General features: G+C 62.6%; 20 protein-coding genes. 14 read left to right on the top strand and 6 right to left on the bottom strand.

What is annotated here, in order from left to right; genetic code table 11:
* Positions 1-91 precede the first annotated feature (91 nt).
* From KVO92_RS20410 to KVO92_RS20400, 3 genes are all read left to right on the top strand, one after another.
* A complete protein-coding gene (locus KVO92_RS20410) occupies positions 92-583 on the top strand; it encodes a disulfide bond formation protein B (RefSeq protein ID WP_217477421.1) in 492 nt (163 codons plus the stop codon).
* 245 nt (positions 584-828) lie between these two features.
* On the top strand, positions 829-1,293 hold the full coding sequence (gene rsd / locus KVO92_RS20405; RefSeq protein ID WP_217477420.1) for a sigma D regulator: 465 nt from the start codon (positions 829-831) through the stop codon (positions 1,291-1,293).
* 92 nt (positions 1,294-1,385) lie between these two features.
* Positions 1,386-2,120 carry an AlgP family protein gene (locus tag KVO92_RS20400; protein ID WP_217477419.1) on the top strand — a complete coding sequence of 245 codons (735 nt, stop codon included), beginning with the start codon at positions 1,386-1,388 and terminating at the stop codon, positions 2,118-2,120.
* Here the strand turns inward: KVO92_RS20400 and KVO92_RS20395 are convergent.
* Positions 2,096-2,575: a TIGR02444 family protein gene (locus tag KVO92_RS20395; protein WP_217477418.1), complete on the bottom strand. Its 480-nt coding sequence runs from the start codon at positions 2,573-2,575 to the stop codon at positions 2,096-2,098. The genes KVO92_RS20400 and KVO92_RS20395 overlap by 25 nt on opposite strands.
* Before the next feature lie 67 nt (positions 2,576-2,642).
* On the opposite strand from KVO92_RS20395, the gene KVO92_RS20390 reads away from it, so the two are divergent.
* Genes KVO92_RS20390 through KVO92_RS20370 form a run of 5 tightly spaced genes read left to right on the top strand, consistent with a single transcriptional unit; the run spans position 2,643 to position 7,065 of the window.
* The gene (locus KVO92_RS20390) at positions 2,643-4,553 is read left to right on the top strand and encodes an ATP-binding cassette domain-containing protein (protein WP_217477417.1); all 1,911 of its coding nucleotides are present in this window, start codon (positions 2,643-2,645) and stop codon (positions 4,551-4,553) included.
* Positions 4,550-5,131 (top strand): mechanosensitive ion channel family protein, encoded by a 582-nt coding sequence (locus KVO92_RS20385; RefSeq protein ID WP_217477416.1) that lies wholly within the window; start codon positions 4,550-4,552, stop codon positions 5,129-5,131. The genes KVO92_RS20390 and KVO92_RS20385 overlap by 4 nt, the downstream gene beginning before the upstream one ends.
* 5 nt (positions 5,132-5,136) lie before the next feature.
* On the top strand, positions 5,137-5,898 hold the full coding sequence (locus KVO92_RS20380; protein ID WP_217477415.1) for a TerC family protein: 762 nt from the start codon (positions 5,137-5,139) through the stop codon (positions 5,896-5,898).
* A 58-nt stretch (positions 5,899-5,956) separates the two neighbouring features.
* Positions 5,957-6,589 (top strand): LysE family transporter, encoded by a 633-nt coding sequence (locus tag KVO92_RS20375; protein ID WP_217477414.1) that lies wholly within the window; start codon positions 5,957-5,959, stop codon positions 6,587-6,589.
* Positions 6,590-6,603: 14 nt separating this feature from the next.
* On the top strand, positions 6,604-7,065 hold the full coding sequence (locus KVO92_RS20370; protein WP_217477615.1) for a YaiI/YqxD family protein: 462 nt from the start codon (positions 6,604-6,606) through the stop codon (positions 7,063-7,065).
* A 28-nt stretch (positions 7,066-7,093) separates the two neighbouring features.
* On the opposite strand, the gene KVO92_RS20365 is transcribed toward KVO92_RS20370, so the two are convergent.
* Together KVO92_RS20365 and elbB are read right to left on the bottom strand one after the other, a co-directional pair.
* Positions 7,094-7,564, bottom strand: a complete 471-nt coding sequence (locus KVO92_RS20365) for a thioesterase family protein (RefSeq protein ID WP_217477413.1) — start codon at positions 7,562-7,564, stop codon at positions 7,094-7,096.
* 153 nt (positions 7,565-7,717) lie between these two features.
* The gene (gene elbB / locus KVO92_RS20360) at positions 7,718-8,380 is read right to left on the bottom strand and encodes an isoprenoid biosynthesis glyoxalase ElbB (RefSeq protein WP_217477412.1); all 663 of its coding nucleotides are present in this window, start codon (positions 8,378-8,380) and stop codon (positions 7,718-7,720) included.
* Positions 8,381-8,697: 317 nt separating this feature from the next.
* On the opposite strand from elbB, the gene hemB reads away from it, so the two are divergent.
* Positions 8,698-9,711 (top strand): porphobilinogen synthase, encoded by a 1,014-nt coding sequence (gene hemB, locus KVO92_RS20355; protein WP_217477411.1) that lies wholly within the window; start codon positions 8,698-8,700, stop codon positions 9,709-9,711.
* A gap of 19 nt (positions 9,712-9,730) precedes the next feature.
* Positions 9,731-11,932 carry a polyphosphate kinase 1 gene (gene ppk1 / locus KVO92_RS20350; protein ID WP_217477410.1) on the top strand — a complete coding sequence of 734 codons (2,202 nt, stop codon included), beginning with the start codon at positions 9,731-9,733 and terminating at the stop codon, positions 11,930-11,932.
* A 40-nt stretch (positions 11,933-11,972) separates the two neighbouring features.
* Here ppk1 and ppx read toward each other — a convergent pair whose 3' ends face one another.
* Positions 11,973-13,475 (bottom strand): exopolyphosphatase, encoded by a 1,503-nt coding sequence (gene ppx / locus KVO92_RS20345; protein ID WP_217477409.1) that lies wholly within the window; start codon positions 13,473-13,475, stop codon positions 11,973-11,975.
* A 210-nt stretch (positions 13,476-13,685) separates the two neighbouring features.
* On the opposite strand from ppx, the gene trxA reads away from it, so the two are divergent.
* The 4 genes from trxA (at position 13,686) to KVO92_RS20325 (ending at position 18,090) form a co-directional block, all read left to right on the top strand.
* Entirely contained in the window at positions 13,686-14,012 is a 327-nt protein-coding gene (gene trxA / locus KVO92_RS20340; RefSeq protein WP_021207111.1) for a thioredoxin TrxA, read from the top strand.
* Between the two features lie 227 nt (positions 14,013-14,239).
* On the top strand, positions 14,240-15,499 hold the full coding sequence (rho, locus tag KVO92_RS20335; RefSeq protein ID WP_217477408.1) for a transcription termination factor Rho: 1,260 nt from the start codon (positions 14,240-14,242) through the stop codon (positions 15,497-15,499).
* A 123-nt stretch (positions 15,500-15,622) separates the two neighbouring features.
* Positions 15,623-17,089, top strand: a complete 1,467-nt coding sequence (gene ubiD, locus KVO92_RS20330; protein WP_217477407.1) for a 4-hydroxy-3-polyprenylbenzoate decarboxylase — start codon at positions 15,623-15,625, stop codon at positions 17,087-17,089.
* Between the two features lie 32 nt (positions 17,090-17,121).
* The gene (locus KVO92_RS20325; RefSeq protein ID WP_217477406.1) at positions 17,122-18,090 is read left to right on the top strand and encodes a CDP-6-deoxy-delta-3,4-glucoseen reductase; all 969 of its coding nucleotides are present in this window, start codon (positions 17,122-17,124) and stop codon (positions 18,088-18,090) included.
* Positions 18,091-18,169: 79 nt separating this feature from the next.
* On the opposite strand, the gene KVO92_RS20320 is transcribed toward KVO92_RS20325, so the two are convergent.
* Positions 18,170-18,838, bottom strand: a complete 669-nt coding sequence (locus tag KVO92_RS20320; RefSeq protein ID WP_217477405.1) for an SPOR domain-containing protein — start codon at positions 18,836-18,838, stop codon at positions 18,170-18,172.
* A complete protein-coding gene (argS, locus tag KVO92_RS20315; RefSeq protein WP_217477404.1) occupies positions 18,839-20,578 on the bottom strand; it encodes an arginine--tRNA ligase in 1,740 nt (579 codons plus the stop codon).
* Positions 20,579-20,652: the final 74 nt, after the last annotated feature.

Raw genomic sequence — 20,652 nt, 5'->3', positions numbered from 1 at the left:
TCCCGTAGCGCCCGCCGCGATCTTGCGTATGGCTTGCAGCCCATCGCGCGCAGCACTACCGTAGCGAACTTTTCCTCTCTGCGGAGTCACCATGAACCTCGCCAGCCCTCGTTCGCTGTTTCTTCTGGCTTTCATCGGCTGCGTGCTGATGATGGCCGCGGCGCTGTACCTCGAGCATGTCGTTGGGCTGGCGCCTTGTCCGCTGTGTATCGTTCAGCGCATCTGCGTGATCGGCTTCGGCCTGGTCTGTCTGGTCGCCGCGCTGCATGGGCCGCACAAGCTCGGTCGCCGTGTCTATTCGGTGCTGGCGCTGTTGTTTGCCCTTGCCGGCGGTGGCACGGCCTTACGGCAGATCTGGCTGCAGAACATGCCGGCCGATCAATTGCCCAGTTGCCTGCCAAGTCTCGAATACATGATGGACGCGTTGCCGTTTCAGGAAATCGCGCGGCTCGTACTGCACGGCACGGCCGAGTGTGCCGAAGTCAGCTGGACGCTGCTGGGCATGAGCATTCCGGAGTGGACCTTGCTCGCGTTCATTGCCATGGCGGTGTTCTGCGTATGGCAACTGCTGCGCCGTGATTGAGGCATTTTGTCCGGGTGAACGAATGATCCCCGCGGTTGGTGGTCAATGATCCAGAACGAAGCGGCGGCACGGGGTCGCATGGGCAATTTCGCTCGCACTGCTTGATGCTTCGATCGCCGCAGCTTAGTCTGCTCTGGCAGCGTCGGTATTCGCGCCGTTGCTGCCACTCACCCAAGGCCGATATCCCAAGACAAAACGTCTAGGAAGGCGAAACAGGCATCATCGATTAGGGAAGTGAGGTCATCATGCTCGAGAGCTGTCGAAACGCCCAGGAACGCTGGGGCGGTGTGCACCTGCTGATCGACCGCTGGCTGCAAGAACGCCATGCATTGATCAACGCATTCGATGGGCTGCATGTCAGCGACGCTACCGCGAGTCGCTCCGCCTTGCAGAAATTCTGTGAAATCCTGCTCGACTACGTCTCGGCCGGGCATTTCGAAATCTACGAGCAGCTGCTCAACGAAGCCGAGGCATTCGGTGATGAGCGCGGCCTCGACCTGGCCCGTCAGATTTATCCGCGCATCGAAGCGATCACCCAAGTGGCGGTGGCCTTCAATGATCGTTGCGACAATGGCGACTGCCTGAACAGCCCAGGGCTGCCAGACGAGCTCAAGCATCTGGGGCGGCTGCTGCATGAGCGTTTCGAACTCGAGGATTGCCTGATCGAGGTCCTCCACACGGCGCACAAGCAGGCTGCTGCGACTGCCTGATCGACACGACACGCCTGACACGGGACTGCCATGCTGGTGGTGGGCCCGTGCAAGCCCACCCGGGCTGCATCCAATCCGCCAGGAGGCATTTCATGCCGGCCAAGAAAACCTCGGTTACTACTCCCCTGCACCTGTTGCAGCAGCTGTCCCAGAGTCTGGTCTCGCATCTGCAGAAGGCTTGCAACGAGGCGCAGAAGGACGCAGAAGTGCTGTTGGCCAAGCTGGAAAAACAGCGTGGCAGGACGCAGGAGAAGATCATCAAGGCGCGCGCCAAACTCGACGATGCAGGCGCTGCCGGTAAATCGAAAGCCCAAACCAAGGCGCGCGCCAAGCTGGCCGAGCTGGATGACATGCTCGCCGTGCTGCAGGCGAGACAGAGTGACACGCTGAGCTATCTGGCCGAATTGAAGCGTGACGCAGAGCAGAGCCTGAAGCTGGCCCAAGGCATCACCCAGGTGGAAAATGCCGCCGCGCAGGCGCTGGCGTCTCGCAGTAAGCCTGCCGCGGGTAAGGCGGCTCCCCGTAAACCGGCCTCCAGCGCGGCGGCCACCGGCACCAGGCCTGCTGTCAGCAAGGCCGCTCCGGCTTCCCGTTCGGTCAACGGGCGGGCCAAACCCGCCGCGAAGAACGATTCCGGTAGCGCTGAGGCCAAGCCTGCCGAAGCGAAAGCACCTGTAGCCAAGGCGCCGAATGCTGCTCGCCGTCGCCCAGCCGGGGCCGCTAGCAAGGCCGCGCCAACCGCTGCGGCCGCGAAACCAGCAGCTGCGAAGAAGCCAGCTGCAAGCAAGCGTAAAACCGCCGATCAATCATCCCCGGCCGCTGGCTGAACCCGTGCCGCGTGGCGGAGCCTTTGCACCGCCGCGCGCGTCTCGCCGGTCAGGCCGGAACACAGCGGCTCCAGCCAGTTGGATGATCCGCTGCCGGCCAGCCAGTGCTGTGCGACGGACGCTAGACGCTGGAGCTGCACCCGCTCGGCGTCCAGTTCCAGCTGTTTGACTTGCATGCGCAAATTGGCCAGCGCGTCGTCGGTAGCGGCTTGCAGTCGCCAACGCTGGCGCAGGGTGCGCAGCGGCGTCACGACCAGGGCTTGCCAATCGGTACTGATGCTCGTCAGTCGTTCGAGCCTCTCCTCGTTACAGGGTGCGTGGCGGTGCTCCAGCCAGGCCGCCGTCAGCAGCAGGCAGACGTCGGCGCCCGCGGCTTGCAGTTCGAGGCAGGCGTCCTCCACGCCAGGCTGGGCGTAGCAGGCGAGGGCAAAGCTCCACAGGTCATCATCGGTCATGGGCGTCGGTTTTTTTCGTCGGCGGCCGGATGGATTTCCAAGCGACCTGATAAACTCCGCCGCCATTATGATCCGACTTCAGAATCTCACTCTACAGCGCGGTCCCCAGCGTCTGCTGGAAGGCGCCGAGCTGACCCTGCACCCCGGCCAGAAAGTCGGGCTGGTAGGTGCCAATGGCGCTGGGAAATCCAGCCTGTTCGCGCTGCTGCTCGGCGAATTCACGCCGGACGGCGGCGACTGCCAGATACCGCCGGATTGGCGAATCGCCCACATGCGTCAGGAGGTCGATGCCCTCGATCGCCTGGCGGTCGACTACGTGCTCGATGGCGATGCCGAGCTTCGTCGCGTCCAGGCGGCGCTGCATGCTGCCGAGGCTGCGCACGACGGCACGGCGCTGGCGCGTTTGCATGTCGAGCTGGATAACGCTGACGGCTACACCGCCGATGCGCGTGCGCGCAAGCTGCTCGCCGGTCTGGGCTTTGCCAACGAGCAAATGGATCTGCCGGTATCCAGCTTTTCCGGCGGCTGGCGGATGCGCCTGAACCTGGCCCAGGCGCTGATGTGCCCTTCGGATCTGTTGTTGCTCGATGAGCCCACCAACCACCTCGACCTGGACGCGATTCTCTGGCTGGAGGCCTGGCTCAAGGGCTATCCAGGCACCCTGATGCTGATCTCCCACGACCGCGATTTTCTCGACGAGGTGGTTGGCCACGTGGTGCACGTCGAGCAGCGCAAGCTGACGCTCTATCGCGGCGGCTATTCGGCGTTCGAGCGGGCACGTGCCGAGCGCCTGGCCCAGCAGCAACAGGCGTTCGAGAAGCAGCAGGCACAGCGTGCCCACATGGAGGACTTCATTCGCCGCTTCAAGGCGAAGGCCACCAAGGCGCGCCAGGCGCAGAGCCGAATCAAGGCGCTGGAGCGACTCGAAGAGCTGGCGCCGGCGCACATCGATTCGCCGTTCGACTTCGCGTTTCGCGAGGCGGACAAGGTCTCCAGCCCCTTGCTGGATCTGGCCGAGGGCAGCCTGGGCTATGCCAACAAGCGGGTACTGGACAAGGTCAAGCTGCAGCTGGTGCCGGGCGCCCGGATCGGGTTGCTCGGCCCCAACGGAGCCGGCAAGTCGACCCTGATCAAGACACTGGCCAACGAGCTGCAACCCTTGGGCGGCCGACTGCAGCGTGGTGAAAACCTGGTGATCGGCTATTTTGCCCAGCACCAGCTCGATGCGCTGGACGCCAAGGCTAGCCCGCTGCTGCATCTGCAGCGCATTGCGCCCGGCGAGCGCGAACAGGTGCTGCGCGATTTCCTCGGCGGTTTCGATTTTCGCGGTGATCGCTGCGACGAGCCGGTTCTACGCTTTTCCGGTGGCGAAAAGGCACGGTTGGCCCTGGCATTGATCGCCTGGGGCAAACCCAACCTGCTGCTGCTCGACGAGCCGACCAACCATCTGGATCTGGAGATGCGGCTGGCGCTGACGCTGGCTTTGCAGGACTTCGAGGGGGCGGTGATGGTGGTCTCGCACGATCGTCATCTGCTCAAGAGCACCACCGACGAGTTTCTGCTGGTGGCCGACGGACGCGTGGTCGCCTTCGACGGCGACCTCGAGGACTATGCGCGGTGGCTGGTCGATTACCGCGCCCGCCAGCAACCGACCAGTACCAGCGAATCGTCTGCCGACAAGACCGACAAGCGCGCCCTGCGGCAAGCCGCCGCCGCGTTGCGCCAGCAGCTGGCGCCGCTCAAGCGTCAGGCGGACAAGCTCGAGCAGGAACTGGCCCGCGTGCAGGAACAGCTGGCCGCGCTGGAGCAGCGTCTTGGCGATGCTGCGCTGTATGAGGCCGCACGCAAGGATGAGCTGCGTGAGCTGCTGACCCGCCAGGCCGAACTCAAGGTGCGCGAAGCCGCCCTGGAAGAGTCCTGGCTGGAGGCGCTGGAAGCCCTGGAAACCTTGCAGGCCCAGCTCGAGGCAAGCGCATGACCGAACAGCTGCTGTTGCTCGCCCAGCAATGGCGCGATCCGTTGCTGGTCGCGCTGCAGGTGGTGTTGATCCTGCTCACCGCGTTCATGCTGCAACGGTTGGTGGTGCGCGGGCTGGGCCGGCTCGGCCAGCGCTACCCGCTGCCGCCTGAATTGCTCCTGCCGCTCCGGGGCGGCTTTCGCTGGCTGATCATTGGCGGCGCGCTGATCATGGTGCTCGAGCGTTTCGGCGTCTCGGCCGCGGTGCTCTGGACCGCCTTCTCCGGTTTCGTTGCGGTCGCGGCGGTGGCCTTCTTCGCCATCTGGAGCGTGCTGTCCAATCTGCTCTGCGCAGTGCTGATCCTGACCGTCGGGCCTTTTCGCGTGGGTGATCTGGTGGAGTTGGTGGAGAGCTCCGACAAACCCATCGTCAAGGGTCGGGTCGTCGACATTAACCTGCTGTACACCACGCTGGAGGAAATCTCCGAGAGCGGAACTGGTGCGATCGTTCAGGTGCCAAATAGCTTGTTCTTTCAGAAGGTCATGCGCCGCTGGCGTGGGACAGACATCCAACCCTCCAATCACAGCAAACACGAGTAGCACTCATGGAATGGCTTACCAGCCCGGAAATCTGGGTCGCGTTTCTGACCCTGACTGCCCTGGAAATCGTCCTCGGTATCGACAACATCATCTTTATTTCCATTCTGGTCGGCCGTTTACCTAAGGAACAGCAGCCTAAGGCGCGCTTCTTCGGGCTTGCCCTGGCGATGGGTACACGGATTCTGTTGCTGTTGTCGATTGCCTGGGTAATGCGCCTGACCAATGACCTGTTTACGGTATTCGAGCAAGGCGTATCCGGGCGCGACCTGATTCTTTTCTTCGGTGGCTTGTTTCTTTTGTTCAAAAGCACCATGGAAATTTGGCACAGCGTCGAAGGCGAAGAAACGCAGGACGGTACCACTGGCGGTGCGGTAAGGGCTGGCTTCGTCGGCATTATCCTGCAGATCGCGGTAATCGATATCGTCTTCTCGCTGGACTCGGTGATTACCGCGGTGGGGCTGGTGGACAACGTACAAGTTATGGTCGCCGCGATCGTCATCGCCGTTGGAGTGATGATGTTGGCGGCCGGCACCATCAGCGACTTCATCGAGAAGCATCCGACGCTGAAGATTCTCGCGTTGTCGTTCCTCATCGTCGTGGGTACCCTGCTGGTTGCCGAAGCCTTTGGCGCTCATGTGCCCAAGGGATACGTGTACTTCGCCATGGCCTTCTCTCTAGCAGTCGAAGCGCTCAACATTCGCATGCGCAAGGCGATGAATCGCAAACTGAAAGAGCCGGTGAAGCTCGGCAAGGACATGCCGGACTGAGAGCTATAAAGGGCTGCGTCTGCTCGGCGCAGCCGATCGATGGCAATGAGGATCAACCATGACGCTCGATACTTGGCGTGCCTTCTTCATCGCCTGTTGGGTCATCAGCCTGTCGCCGGGTGCCGGCGCGATCGCTTCGATGTCATGCGGGCTGCAGTACGGCTTCTGGCGCGGTTACTGGAATGCCATCGGCCTGCAGGTGGCGCTGGCGCTGCAGATTGCGGTGGTGGCGGCAGGCGTCGGCGCGATACTGGCGACATCATCGCTGGCGTTCAGCCTGATCAAATGGTTCGGTGTGGCCTATCTGCTGTGGCTCGCGCTGAAGCAATGGCAAGCGGTACCGTCGATGCTCGACGACAGCGCAGGGCCAAGGCCGATCGGTCGGCCGCTGACCTTGGTGCTTCGCGGCTTTCTGGTCAATGCCAGCAACCCGAAAGCCATCGTGTTCATTCTCGCGGTGCTGCCGCAATTCCTCGATCCGCAGCGAGACCTGGTGATGCAGTACCTGCACATGGGTGCCACGATGGTGGCGGTGGATCTCATCGTCATGGCGGGCTATACCGGTCTGGCAGCCAAGGTGTTGCGGCTGCTCCGCACGCCACGTCAGCAGCGCCTGGTCAATCGAAGCTTCGCGGCCATGTTCGCTGGCGCCGCGGCCTTGTTGGCGACGGTGCGGCGGGCGGTGGTATGAATACGAGCCAACCCTTGCGGGTGTGGGTCGATGCCGATGCGTGCCCGAAGGCGGCGAAAGAGCAGCTGATCAAGTTTGCCCTCAAGCGCAAGTTCGAGGTGCTGCTGGTGGCTGGGCAAACTCAGGTCAAGCCGGCGTTCGCCTGTGTCCGTCTGATCGTTGTGCCGAGTGGCCCGGATGCGGCGGATGATTACCTGGTCGAGCACGCCCAGCCTGGCGAGCTGGTGATCTGCAGCGATGTGCCGTTGGCCGACCGTCTGGTCAAGAAGGGTGTGGCTGCGCTCGACCCGCGCGGGCGCGAGTTCGATGAGCGCAACATGGGCGAGCGTCTGGCGGTGCGCAATCTGTTCACCGATCTGCGTGAGCAGGGGCAGGTCGGTGGCGGCCAGGCGGCCTACGGGGAACGTGAGCGCCAGGCGTTCGCCAATGCGCTGGATCGCCTGCTGACACAACTGCTGCGCATCCGAGCTCAATAGTCAGCCGTCGCTCGGGTTGGGCCGCCAGCTAGCCGCAGAGGTAGGTGCCGGTGCCCACCGCGATCAGCACGTTCTCCTCGTTGTGCAACTCCGAGCGTACTACCGCGACCTTGTTGCCGGAACGCAGCAGCGTCGCGCTGGCGCTGAAGCGCTGGCCGCGTCCCGGTCGAAGGTAGTCGATGCGCAGGTCGATGGTGCCCAGGCGCGAGAGGCGCAGGGCGCGCTCCTCGGCGCTCAGGTGCTGATGTTTTTCGAAGGCGCCGATCATGGCCGTGGCGCCGCCAACGACATCGAGCAGCGAGGCGATCACGCCGCCGTGCAGGATGCCGTGGTAGAAGTTGCCGACCAGCTCGGGCTTCATCGGCAGATGCATGACGACACGCTCGCGCGACACCTCGTCGAGTTCGATGCCCAGATATTCGTTGAACGGGATGCGCTCGAAGAGCTGGCGCACGGCCTGGTGTTGCGCTTCGATGCGGTCGGTTTCGGCGTGAGGCATGGGCGGGCTTCCTGGCAGATCGCCTAACGCTGCCGGAGCCGGGCCGAGTTGACCAGTGGCGCGGCAGGAGCGCCGGTACGATTGGCCGTATAGCCCCAGCCTGTAGCGAAAATCCCGAGCCTGGGCCCGGGATCTGTTCATGGCTGTGCGTGGTTACGGGTGGGTAAGCTCCAATACCCGATCGACCAGCTTGTAGATGCCTGACGCCGCCTCGCTGATCGATTGCGCCAGCATGTAGGCCGGCGTGGTCACCAGTTTGTGTCGGGAATCCTCGACGATCTCGCTGACCTCGCAGGCATGGTGTTCGATTCCCATCTCTCTCGAGGCGGCGGCTGCCGGGTCGTCATCGTTGCCCAGGGTGCAGGCCACGCCGGGGCCGAAGATCTGCGCCGCCATGGTCGGCGCGATACACATCATGCCGATTGGCTTGCCTGCCTTGGCGAAGGCCTGCGCGACGGACAGCACCTCCGGTAGAACGGTACAGGCCGCGCCTTGCAGCGCGAAGTCGGACAGGTTCTTCGCCGCGCCGAAACCGCCGGGCATGATCAGCGCATCGAACGCCTCGACATCGGCTTCACGCAGGTCCTTGATCTCGCCGCGTACCAGGCGGGCCGATTCGATCAGTACGTTGCGTTGCTCCGGCATCTGCGCACCGGTCAGGTGATTGATCACGTGCCGTTGCTCCATGTTCGGCGCAAAGCACTGGACCTTGGCGCCACGCTGATCCAGACGCAGCAGGGTGATCACTGTCTCGTAGATTTCCGATCCGTCATAAACGCCACAGCCGGAAAGAATCACGGCGACCTTTTTGTTCATAAGGGGTACTCCTGGTCAGATTTCAGCGGCTCGGCCAATACGCCGGGCGAAGGTCTTCGATGCTAATCCCTGGCGCGGTGCAAGGTAAGCCTGCGCCTGTAGGGTTGGATGCGTCATCGGGACAGGTGTTCAGGTGCCGCGACGTAGGGCCGGCCGCTTGGTCTTGCACGTTGAGCGATCAAAGCACTGGCAGTGCCCGTCCCGGGTGGTGACAATGACAGCCATCAGTGGCCGATGCGGCCAAGGCTGTCATCATTCGGTCACGAAGTCGGCTTATAAACGTCATATTCGCCCGTACTGCGGGCCAGGAGTTCGCTGTGAGTTTCGTTCCTGCCAATCGGTTGTTTCCCGCCACTCGCCTGCGCCGTAATCGCCGCGACGAGTTTTCACGCCGGCTGGTGCGTGAAAACCTGCTGACCGTCGATGACCTGATCCTGCCGGTATTCGTCCTCGATGGACAGAATCGCCGCGAACAGGTGCCGTCGATGCCGGGCGTGGAACGGTTGTCGATCGATCTGCTGCTGCAAGAGGCCGAGGAGTGGGTGGCGCTGGGAATTCCTGCGCTGGCGCTGTTCCCCGTCACGCCGCTGGAGAAGAAGTCGCTGGATGCAGCCGAAGCCTGGAATCCGGACGGCATCGCGCAGCGTGCTACGCGCGCCCTGCGCGAGCGCTTTCCCGAGCTGGGCGTCATTACCGACGTCGCGTTAGACCCGTTCACCACCCATGGCCAGGACGGCATCCTCGATGAGCACGGTTATGTGCAGAACGATGTCACGGTCGACGCGCTGGTGCGCCAGGCGCTGTCCCACGCCGAGGCCGGGGCGCAGGTCGTTGCGCCTTCGGACATGATGGATGGCCGCATCCAGGCGATTCGCGAGGCGCTCGAGGTGGCCGATCATCACAACGTACGGATCATGGCGTACTCGGCGAAATACGCCAGCGCCTACTATGGTCCGTTCCGTGATGCCGTAGGTTCGGCGGCGAACCTGGGCAAGGGCAGCAAGAATACCTATCAGATGGATCCGGCCAACGGCGACGAGGCCTTGCACGAAGTCGGCGCAGACCTGTCCGAGGGCGCCGATATGGTCATGGTCAAACCGGGGATGCCGTACCTGGATATTCTCTGGCGCGTCAAGGATGCCTTTCGCGTGCCGACGTTCGTCTATCAGGTCAGTGGCGAGTACGCGATGCATATGGCAGCCATCCAGAACGGCTGGCTGAGCGAGGCGGTGATCCTCGAATCGCTGACCGCCTTCAAGCGCGCAGGCGCCGATGGCATCCTTACCTATTTCGCCAAACAGGCGGCACAACAATTGAAACAGGGGCGATGAGCCCTATCGAGGCAGATCGATGACCAATCAGGGACTCAGCGAAAGCGAATTGCAGCTGGCAAATGTCGAGGCAACCCTCGAGCAGCCGGCGCCGCCAGCGCCCGAGGTGGAGAAGGTCGAAGAGGCGCCGGCCCCGCCGCCCCCTCCGCCTAACCTGGACGACAACAGCCTGTATATCCACCGCGAGCTGTCGCAGCTGCAATTCAACATCCGCGTGCTGGAGCAGGCGCTGGACGAGTCCTACCCATTGCTCGAGCGCCTCAAGTTCCTGCTGATCTTTTCCAGCAATCTCGACGAGTTCTTCGAGATCCGTGTCGCGGGCTTGAAGAAGCAGGTCACTTTCGCGCGTGAGCAGGCGGGGGCCGACGGCCTGCAACCGCACCAGGCGCTGGCGCGGATTTCCGAGCTGGTGCACGAACAGGTCAGCCGGCAGTACTCGATCCTCAACGAGATCCTGCTGCCGGAGCTGGCCAAGCACCAGGTGCGGTTCATTCGCCGCCGTTACTGGACGGCCAAGCTCAAGACCTGGGTGCGGCGCTACTTCCGTGACGAAATCGCGCCGATCATCACCCCGATCGGTCTGGATCCGACCCATCCGTTTCCCTTGCTGGTCAACAAGAGCCTCAACTTCATCGTCGAGCTCGAAGGGGTCGACGCCTTCGGCCGTGACTCCGGCCTGGCTATCATCCCCGCGCCGCGGCTGCTGCCGCGCATCATCCGCATCCCGGAAGACGTAGGCGGGCCAGGGGCCAACTACGTGTTCCTCTCGTCGATGATCCACGCCCATGCCGACGATCTGTTCCATGGCATGAAGGTCAAGGGTTGCTACCAGTTCCGGCTGACACGCAACGCCGACCTTTCGGTGGACACCGAGGACGTCGAAGACCTGGCGCGAGCGCTGCGCGGCGAATTGATTTCGCGGCGCTACGGCGATGCGGTGCGCCTGGAGGTCGTCGATACCTGTCCCAAGCACCTCGCCGACTTCCTGCTCAAGCAGTTCAGCCTGAGCGAGAGCGAGCTGTACCGGGTCAACGGCCCGGTCAACCTGACCCGGTTGTTCAGTGTCACCGGGCTGGATAGCCACCCTGAGCTGCAATACACGCCGTTCACGCCGGCGATTCCCAAGCTGCTGCAGAACAGCGAGAACATCTTCAACGTGGTGGGCAAGCAGGACATCCTGCTGCTGCATCCATACGAGTCGTTCACCCCGGTGGTGGATCTGCTGCGTGAAGCGGCGAAGGACCCCTGCGTGCTGGCGGTCAAGCAGACGCTGTACCGTTCCGGTGCCAACTCGGAGATCGTCGACGCCCTGGTCGAGGCGGCGCGCAACGGCAAGGAAGTCACCGCGGTGATCGAGCTGCGGGCGCGGTTCGACGAAGAATCCAACCTGCAACTCGCCAGTCGCCTGCAGCAGGCCGGCGCGGTGGTGATCTACGGCGTGGTCGGCTACAAGACCCACGCCAAGATGATGCTGATCCTGCGCCGCGAAAACGGCGAGCTGCGGCGCTACGCGCACCTGGGCACCGGCAACTACCATGCGGGTAACGCCAGGCTGTACACCGACTACAGCCTGCTGACATCCGACGATGCCCTGTGCGAAGACGTGTCCAAGCTGTTCAGTCAGCTCATCGGCATGGGCAAGACCATGCGCATGAAAAAGCTCTTGCATGCGCCCTTCACCCTGAAGAAGGCCCTGCTCGACATGATCGCCCAGGAGACGCAGCAGGCCAGCGAAGGCAAGCCGGCGCACATCATTCTCAAGGTCAACTCGCTCACTGACGCGAAGATGATTCGCGCCCTGTACAAGGCCAGCCAGACCGGCGTGCGCATCGATTTGATCGTGCGTGGGATGTGCTGCTTGCGACCGGGTATCGTCGGCGTATCGCACAATATCCAGGTGCGCTCGATCATCGGTCGCTTCCTCGAGCACAGTCGCGTGTTCTATTTCCTCAATGGCGGCGACGAGAAGCTCTACCTGTCGAGTGCCGACTGGATGGAGCGCAATCTGGATCGTCGGGTCGAGACCTGCTTTCCGGTCGAAGGCAAGAAGCTGGTGACACGGGTGAAAAAGGAACTCGAAGGCTTCTTGACCGACAACACCCAGAGCTGGGTGCTGCAGCCGGATGGCAGCTACTTGCGCAACAGCCCGAGCGGCAACCAGAACCCGCGCAACGTGCAGAACGCCTTGCTGGAGCGGCTCGGTAGCCCGACTGCTCGTTGAGGTACGGTACGGCGGCTGGCCTTCGGGCCGCCGCGCCGCTTCACCGTACGGTCAGGGTGAAGTCGATCCGCTTGAGCCAATCCGCTTCCAGCGCGAAATCGGCCTGGGTCAGCGAGTTGTTGGCCAGCCAGCCTTCGGGAAAGGCGACATCCAGGCTGTTGTCGCCGGCCTTGAGAGTGAATTCCGGTGCCTGCTGCGGCCCGCGAATGTGATGAAAGAGAATGGCGAAGCGCAGCAGCACGCACAGCTGTGTCAGCTTGACGCCGTCCTCGCTCAGCTCCTCGAATTTCTGCTTGGGTATGTTGCGACGGTGACCACGCACCAGCAGCGCCAGCATCTGCTGATCCTGACGGGAGAAACCGGGCAGGTCGGAATGCTCGATCAGGTAGGCGCCGTGCTTGTGGTAATGGTAGTGGGCGATGTCCAGACCGACCTCGTGCACCCGGGCGGCCCAGCCCAGCAGTTCACGCAGCCAATCCTCATCCAGCCCCCAGTCGGCTGAGACCTGGTCGAAGGCTTCCAGCGCCTTGCTTTCGACCCGTGCCGCCTGCTCGGTGTCGACGTGGTAGCGCTCCATGAGGAAGCTCAGGGTCCGGTCGCGGATGTCTTCGTGGTGATGCCGACCGATCAGGTCGTAAAGCACGCCCTCGCGTAGTGCCCCTTCCGAGTGCGCCATGCGGGTGAGTTCCAGGGAGTCGAAAATCGCCTCGAGAATGGCCAGACCCGCGGGGAATATGCCGCGGCGGTCTGGCTTGATCCCGTCCATGTCCAGCTTGTCGACGTCACCCAGTTTGAACAATTTGCGCTTGAGCCAGCCGATACCTTCGGCGCTGACTTCGCCATTGCCCATTCCGGCACCCTTGATCGCCAGCCCGACGGCGCGGATGGTGCCCGAAGCGCCTACCGCGTCCTGCCAGCCGAGCCGGCGCAAGCCGTGCTCGATGCTCATCAGCTCCAGGCGGGCTGCCGTATAGGCCTGGGCGTAGCGTGCCGCCGTGATCTTGCCGTCGCGGAAGAAGCGCTGGGTGAAGCTGACGCAGCCCATCTGCAGGCTTTCGCGCAATAACGAATCGAAGCCTTCGCCGATGATGAACTCGCTGCTGCCGCCCCCGATATCGACCACCAGGCGCTTGCCCGTCGACGAGGGAAAGGTATGCGAGACGCCCAGGTAGATCAGCCGTGCTTCCTCCCGGCCGGAGATGACTTCCACCTGATGGTCGATGATGCTTTCGGCCTGGCGTATGAAATGCGCCCGGTTGCGCGCCTCGCGCAAGGCGTTGGTGCCCACCACCCGCACCGCCCCCTGTGGCAGATGATTGACCAACTGAGCGAAGCGGCGCAGGCAGTCGAGCCCACGCTGCATGGCTGCTTCATCGAGCATCCGGTTTTCATCGATGCCGGCAGCGAGCTGAACCTTTTCGCCGAGCCGTTCGAGAATGCGCATCTCGCCGTTGCTGGTGCGGGCCAGGACCATGTGAAAGCTGTTCGAGCCAAGATCGATAGCGGCGATCATCGGCATGGATTCGGTGGCGGGTGGGCGCATGGGACGGTCTCTGTGCAAAACACCGACATCCTGACATGATCGTCCGCATCCGCCAACGCGCAGGCGCCGGGCAGCGCCATCTTGTCGCGAGCCGCCGGGCGCTGGCTGGCTCGTTCCGGGTGAAAGCCCGAGCGACGGCCTGCGGCTTTCGGTCCGTCCCAAGCCGGGCTATGATGGCGTCACTTTCGGTTTTGACCCTGGAGAACATCCATGAGCGAATACATCAACAATGTCAGCGACAGCAGCTTCGAGCAGGACGTGCTCCAGGCGGACGGTCCCGTGCTGGTCGATTACTGGGCCGAGTGGTGCGGCCCCTGCAAGATGATCGCTCCGGTACTCGATGAGATCGCCAAGGATTACGAAGGCAAGCTCAAGGTCTGCAAGCTGAACATCGACGAGAACCAGGAAACCCCGCCGAAGTACGGCGTGCGTGGTATCCCGACACTGATGCTGTTCAAGAACGGCAACGTCGAAGCCACCAAGGTCGGAGCACTGTCCAAGTCGCAGCTGGCTGCGTTCCTGGACAGCAATATCTGACCGGCAGCCCGTGACACAAAGCCCTCGCAAATGCGGGGGCTTTTTTCTGTACGCAGGCTGGACGCTTCGCCTGCGTGGTGCTAAATTCGGCCTCGCGACGCTTCTCCGTCGCCCTCTGCATGCCGTCGCCGACGCACTTCCGCCTCATAAAGCACAACGAACCTGTTCGTCCCTTGCTGCGCGGCTTCTCAAGCTAATCGCTTTCTTCACCCCTTCTGACTCTCTCTATGAATCTGACCGAACTTAAGCAAAAGCCCATCACCGAACTGCTGGAAATGGCCGAACAGATGGGCATCGACAACATGGCCCGTTCGCGCAAGCAGGATGTGATTTTCTCCTTGCTGAAAAAGCACGCGAAAAGCGGTGAGGAAATCTCCGGTGATGGCGTGCTGGAGATTCTGCAAGACGGCTTCGGCTTCCTGCGCTCCGCGGATTCTTCCTATCTCGCCGGCCCCGACGACATCTATGTCTCGCCGAGCCAGATTCGTCGCTTCAACCTGCGTACCGGTGACACCATCGTCGGCAAGATCCGTCCACCGAAGGAAGGCGAGCGCTATTTCGCCCTGCTCAAGGTCGACACGATCAATTTCGACCGTCCGGAAAACGCCAAGAGCAAGATCCTCTTTGAAAACCTGACGCCGCTGTTCCCCAATCAGCGTCTGACGATGGAAGCCGGCAACGGCTCCACCGAAGACCTGACCGGCCGGGTGATCGACCTCTGTGCCCCGATCGGCAAAGGCCAGCGCGGCCTGATCGTCGCACCGCCGAAAGCGGGCAAGACGATCATGCTGCAGAACATCGCCAGCAACATCACGCGTAACAATCCCGAGTGCCACCTGATCGTCCTCTTGATCGACGAGCGTCCGGAAGAAGTGACCGAAATGCAGCGCACCGTGCGCGGTGAAGTGGTTGCCTCCACCTTCGACGAGCCGCCGACCCGCCACGTGCAGGTTGCCGAAATGGTGATCGAGAAGGCCAAGCGCCTGGTCGAGCACAAGAAGGACGTGGTCATCCTGCTCGACTCCATCACTCGTCTGGCGCGCGCCTACAACACGGTGATCCCGAGCTCTGGCAAGGTGCTCACCGGTGGTGTCGACGCCCACGCCCTGGAAAAGCCCAAGCGCTTCTTCGGTGCGGCGCGCAACATCGAAGAGGGCGGCAGCCTGACCATCCTCGCCACCGCGCTGGTGGAAACCGGCTCGAAGATGGACGAGGTGATCTACGAAGAATTCAAGGGCACCGGCAACCTCGAGCTGCAACTCGATCGACGCATCGCCGAGAAGCGGGTCTTCCCGGCGATCAACATCAACCGTTCGGGTACTCGCCGCGAAGAGCTGCTGACCAGCGAGGAGGAGCTGCAGCGCATCTGGATCCTGCGCAAGCTGCTGCACCCGATGGATGAAACGGCGGCCATCGAGTTCCTGCTCGACAAGCTCAAGGACACCAAGACCAACGACGAATTCTTCATGTCGATGAAGCGCAAGTAAGCGTCTGGTTGTTATCGCCAAGGCCGGGGAAACCCGGCCTTTGTCTGTCTGCAGGTTTTGGATTCACCGATCTCGAGGCTACACTTTGCAGCCCCAACCTGCCGGCCCCTACGAGGCTCAAGCATGCAGTATCGCGATCTGCGCGACTTTATCAGCGGCCTGGAACAATGCGGTGAGCTCAAGCGCATCTCCACCGCCGTCTCTCCGGTTCTGGAAATGACCGAAATCTGCGACCGAACCCTGCGCAAGCAGGGGCCGGCGCTGCTGTTCGACAATCCGACCGGCTTCGACATGCCGGTGCTCGGCAACCTGTTTGGCACGCCCAAGCGGGTCGCCTTGGGTATGGGCGCCGAAGACGTTTCCGAGCTGCGCGAGATCGGCAAGCTGCTGGCGTTCCTCAAAGAGCCCGAGCCTCCGAAAGGGCTGAAGGACGCCTGGAGCAAGCTGCCGATCTACAAGAAGGTCATCAGCATGGCGCCGAAGGTACTCAAGGACGCGCCGTGCCAGGAAGTGATCCTCGAGGGCGACGATGTCGACCTGGCGAAGATTCCCGTGCAGCACTGCTGGCCGGGGGACGCCGCGCCGCTGATCACCTGGGGCCTGACCATCACCAAGGGGCCGAACAAGGAACGGCAGAACCTCGGCATCTACCGTCAGCAGGTGATCGGCCGTAACAAGGTCATCATGCGCTGGCTGAGCCACCGCGGCGGAGCGCTGGATTTCCGCGAGTGGTGCGAGAAGTACCCGGACCGGCCCTATCCGGTCGCCGTGGCGCTGGGTGCCGATCCGGCGACGATCCTCGGTGCGGTCACGCCGGTGCCCGATACGCTCTCCGAGTACGCCTTCGCCGGCCTGCTGCGCGGCTCGCGTACCGAGCTGGTCAAGGCCATCGGCTCCGAGCTGCAGGTGCCGGCCTATGCCGAGATCGTTCTCGAAGGGCACATCCATCCCGGCGAGATGGCTGACGAGGGCCCATACGGCGACCACACCGGCTACTACAACGAGGTGGACCGTTTCCCGGTGTTCACCGTCGAGCGAATCACCCACCGCAAGAGTCCGATCTACCACAGCACCTACACCGGGCGTCCGCCGGATGAGCCAGCGATCCTCGGTGTCGCGCTGAACGAAGTCTTCGTGCCGATCCTGCAGAAGCAGTTCCCCGAGATCACTGACTTCTACCTGCCACCGGAGGGCTGTTCCTACCGTATGGCGGTGGTCACCATGAAGAAGCAGTATCCCGGCCACGCCAAGCGGGTGATGCTGGGTGTCTGGAGCTTTTTGCGCCAGTTCATGTATACCAAGTTCGTGATCGTTACCGACGACGACATCAATGCACGTGACTGGAACGATGTGATCTGGGCGATCACCACGCGCATGGACCCCAAGCGCGATACGGTAATGATCGAGAACACGCCGATCGACTACCTGGATTTCGCTTCGCCGATTTCCGGTCTGGGTAGCAAGATGGGCCTCGACGCGACCCATAAGTGGCCGGGCGAGACCAGTCGCGAATGGGGCCGTGCCATTGTGCAGGATCCGGCCGTCAAGCAACGGGTCGACGAACTCTGGGCCGAGCTGGGTATCGACTGATGATCAAGGCGTTTTTTCAGGTTTTCGAATAGATGAAAGTGACCCTGCAACCCTCCGGTGCGGTGCTCGACGTCGAGCGCGGCGAATTGATCCTCGATGCGGCTCGCCGGCTGGGCTACGACTGTCCGCAGGCCTGTCGCAATGGCAACTGCCAGATCTGCGCCGCACTGTTGGTCAATGGTCGGGTGCGCCAGCGCGGTGAAAGTCATGATCACGGTGAGGTTTTCGCCTGTCTGGCCGAGCCCGAAGAGGATTGCGTCCTGCTCTGGGATGGTGTGCTTGCGCCCGGTGAGCTACCGGTGCGCACGCTCAGCTGCCAGTTGATCAGCTGCGAAGCGGTTGGCGGCGACGTGTTTCGGCTGCTGCTGCGCGCGCCTGCCGGCAAACCGCCGCGCTATCACGCCGGGCAATATTTGTTGTTGCAGCGGGAGGACGGCGAATACAGCGCGTTTTCGCTGGCCTCCGCGCCAGGGCGTGGTCGGGAGCTGGAGTTGCACGTGCTGGCGCGCGAGCCGTCGACGATTGGCTTGCTCGACTTCCTCCAGCGCCGCGGGATGGTCAACGTGCAGATGCCGTTCGGCGACACCCATCTCGCCGAGCTGCCGGATGGTCCGTTGGTGCTGATCGCCGCTGGAACCGGCATGGCGCAGATGCACAGTCTGATCGAGCATTGCCGTGCGCAGGGCTTCCCTCATCCGGTGCATCTGTATTGGGGCGTGCGTCGGCCGGAGGATTTTTACCAGCTGGCGCATTGGAAGGAATGGCAGCTGATGCCCAACCTCCAGCTCCATCAGGTTGTCAGTGATGTCTGCGGCTGGCCTGGGCGTTGCGGCATGTTGCATGAGGCTGTGTGCGAAGATTTCACTGATCTGAAGCCGATTCACGTGTACGCCAGCGGCTCGCCAGCGATGATTTACGGCACTCTGGATGCGCTCGTGGAAGCGGGTATGGATGCGACGCAGATGCGTGCGGATGTGTTCGCTTACGCGCCGAGGGCATAGCGACACCCTCAGCCCCTTTACGGTGCTGACGGATGCAAAAAAAAGGGAGGCCTCAGGCCTCCCTTTTTTCGTTCTCAAGTCAGCGTGACTGCCGTTGCTGTAGCAGCAGGTTGCTGTAACCGCTTGCTGCCAGCGTCTTCTGCGCCTTGCCCAGCTGGTCGCGATCGATATAAGGGCCGACCAGTACCCGATACCAGACTTCATCGCGGACGGTCACGTTCTCTACGCGAACATCCTGACCGAGCAGGATGATCTGTGCACGAACCTTTTCAGCCTCGCTCTTCTGTCGGAACGAACCGGCCTGCAGGAAGAACTGCGTCACCGGTGCCTTGGCCACCGTTGGAGGCGGTGGCGGCGGAACCTGGCCGTTCAAGGCCGCCTCGGCGCGTGCGGCGTCGATTTTTGCCGCTTCTTCCGGCGTGACGGGCGCTGGCGTCGGTGTTTCCGGCTTGGGCGGTTCGGGCGGCAGGATTACCTCGGATTCTGGCAACAAGGTGTAGAAGTCGTACTTCGGCTTGACCGCCTGGCCATTGCTCGCCGCAGGACGCTTGGGTTGCTCCTTCGGCTTGGCGGTTTCCTTGTCTCGCTTGATCTCCTTGCCGCCCGGCTCCAGGTTCATCAGGAACATGATGAAGCCGCCAATGACCAGTCCGCAGATCAGCCAAATCCAGCCGGGAACGGGCTTCTTGGCCGGTGCTTGGTAGCGACTCGCGCCGCGCTTCGGGGCGGGTTTTTTCCTGGCAGCCACTTACATCCGCTCCAGCGTTTCCAGGCCAAGCAGCTCCAGGCCTTGCTGGAGTGTCTTGCCGGTCAGGGCGGCGAGACGCAGGCGACTTTGTTTCACAGCGTCATTTTCCGCGGTAAGGATCGGGCAATGCTCGTAGAAGCTGGAGAACAGGCCGGCCAGGTCGTACAGGTAGCTGCACAGCAGGTGCGGGACGCCTTTGTCACCGACGCTATTCAGCACTTCGCCGAACTGTGCAAGCTTGGCGCCCAGCGCCTGTTCCTGCTCGGCATCGAGCCGGATTTCGCCGGTCAGCCCATCCATGCCGGTACCGAGCTTGCGAAACACGCTGGCCACCCGGGTATAGGCATAGAGCAGGTAGGGCGCCGTGTTGCCTTCGAAGCTGAGCATCTGCTCGAAGTTGAAGCTGTAGTCGCTGGTGCGGTGCTTGGACAGGTCGGCATATTTCACCGCGCCGATCCCCACTGCGCGGGCGATCTGCCGCAGTTCCGCTTCGTCCAGATCCGGATTCTTGCCTTTTACCAGGCTGTAGGCGCGCTGTTCGGCCTCATCGAGCAGGTCGACCAGTTTAACGGTGCCGCCATCGCGGGTCTTGAACGGACGGCCATCGGCGCCGTTCATGGTGCCGAATCCCATGTGCTCGAGCTGCATGGTCGGGTGGACGAAGCCGGCGCGACGAGCGACCTCGAAGGCCATCTGGAAATGCAGGGCCTGGCGCTGATCGACGAAATACAGGGCGCGGTCGGCCTTCAGTTGCTGACTGCGGTAGCGCATGGAAGCCAGGTCAGTGGTGGCGTAGAGGTAGCCGCCCCCGGCCTTCTGCACGATCACTGGAAGCGGATTGCCTTCGGCGTTCTTGAACTCCTCAAGGAAGACACACTGGGCGCCGTTGCTTTCGCTAAGCAGCCCCTTGGCCTTGAGCGATGCGACGATGTCGCCCAGCTCGGCGTTGTAGGCGCTTTCGCCCATTACATCGTCTGGCGACAGCTTGACGTTGAGGCGGTCGTAGACCTTTTGGCAGTGCGAGAGGGATATCTCGTTGAAGCGCGTCCAGAGCCTCAGGCAGTCGGCATCGCCCGCTTGCAGCTTCACCACCAGCTCGCGGGCGCGGTCGGCGAACGTTTGCGAGTCGTCAAAGCGTTTTTTCGCGGCGCGATAGAACTGCTCAAGGTCCGATAGCTCGCTTTCTGCAGCGGCGGGGTTTTCCTCGAGATAGGCCAGCAGCATGCCGAACTGCGTGCCCCAGTCGCCGACGTGGTTCTGCCGGATCACCTCGTCGCCGAGAAACTCCAGTACCCGCGCCACGGCGTCGCCGATGATGGTGGAGCGCAGGTGGCCGACGTGCATTTCCTTCGCCAGGTTCGGCGACGACAGATCGACCACGACGCGCTGTGACGGGCTCGCCTTGCTCACACCCAGGTGTGGGTCGGCGAGTGCTGCATCGAGGCGTCCAGCCAACGCGGCGCTGTTCTGGAAGAAGTTGAGAAAGCCCGGGCCGGCGATTTCCACCTTGCTGACGCTGGCATCGGTCGGCAATGCCTCGATGAGCTTCTGTGCCAAATCGCGTGGCTTCATCCCTGCGGGCTTGGCCAGCATCATGGCAATGTTGCTGGCGAAGTCGCCGTGGGTCTTGTCGCGTGTGTTCTCCACCTGAATGGTCGGACTCAATCCTTCGGGCAGCACGCCTTCAGCGGTGAGGCGGCTCAGGGCTTGCTGGATCAGATGGCGAATGCTGTCTTTCATCGTTTGCTCGGTCGGCCCGAAGGCTTTGGTCGAAAACTGGGCATTATCGGTGCCCGGAGGGCGAACCTTCAAGG

It is taken from the genome of Stutzerimonas stutzeri, assembly GCF_019090095.1.
Classification (GTDB): domain Bacteria; phylum Pseudomonadota; class Gammaproteobacteria; order Pseudomonadales; family Pseudomonadaceae; genus Stutzerimonas; species Stutzerimonas stutzeri_AN.
Note: the sequence above shows the minus strand (reverse complement) of the source record. Positions and strands in the feature narration are given on the sequence as shown.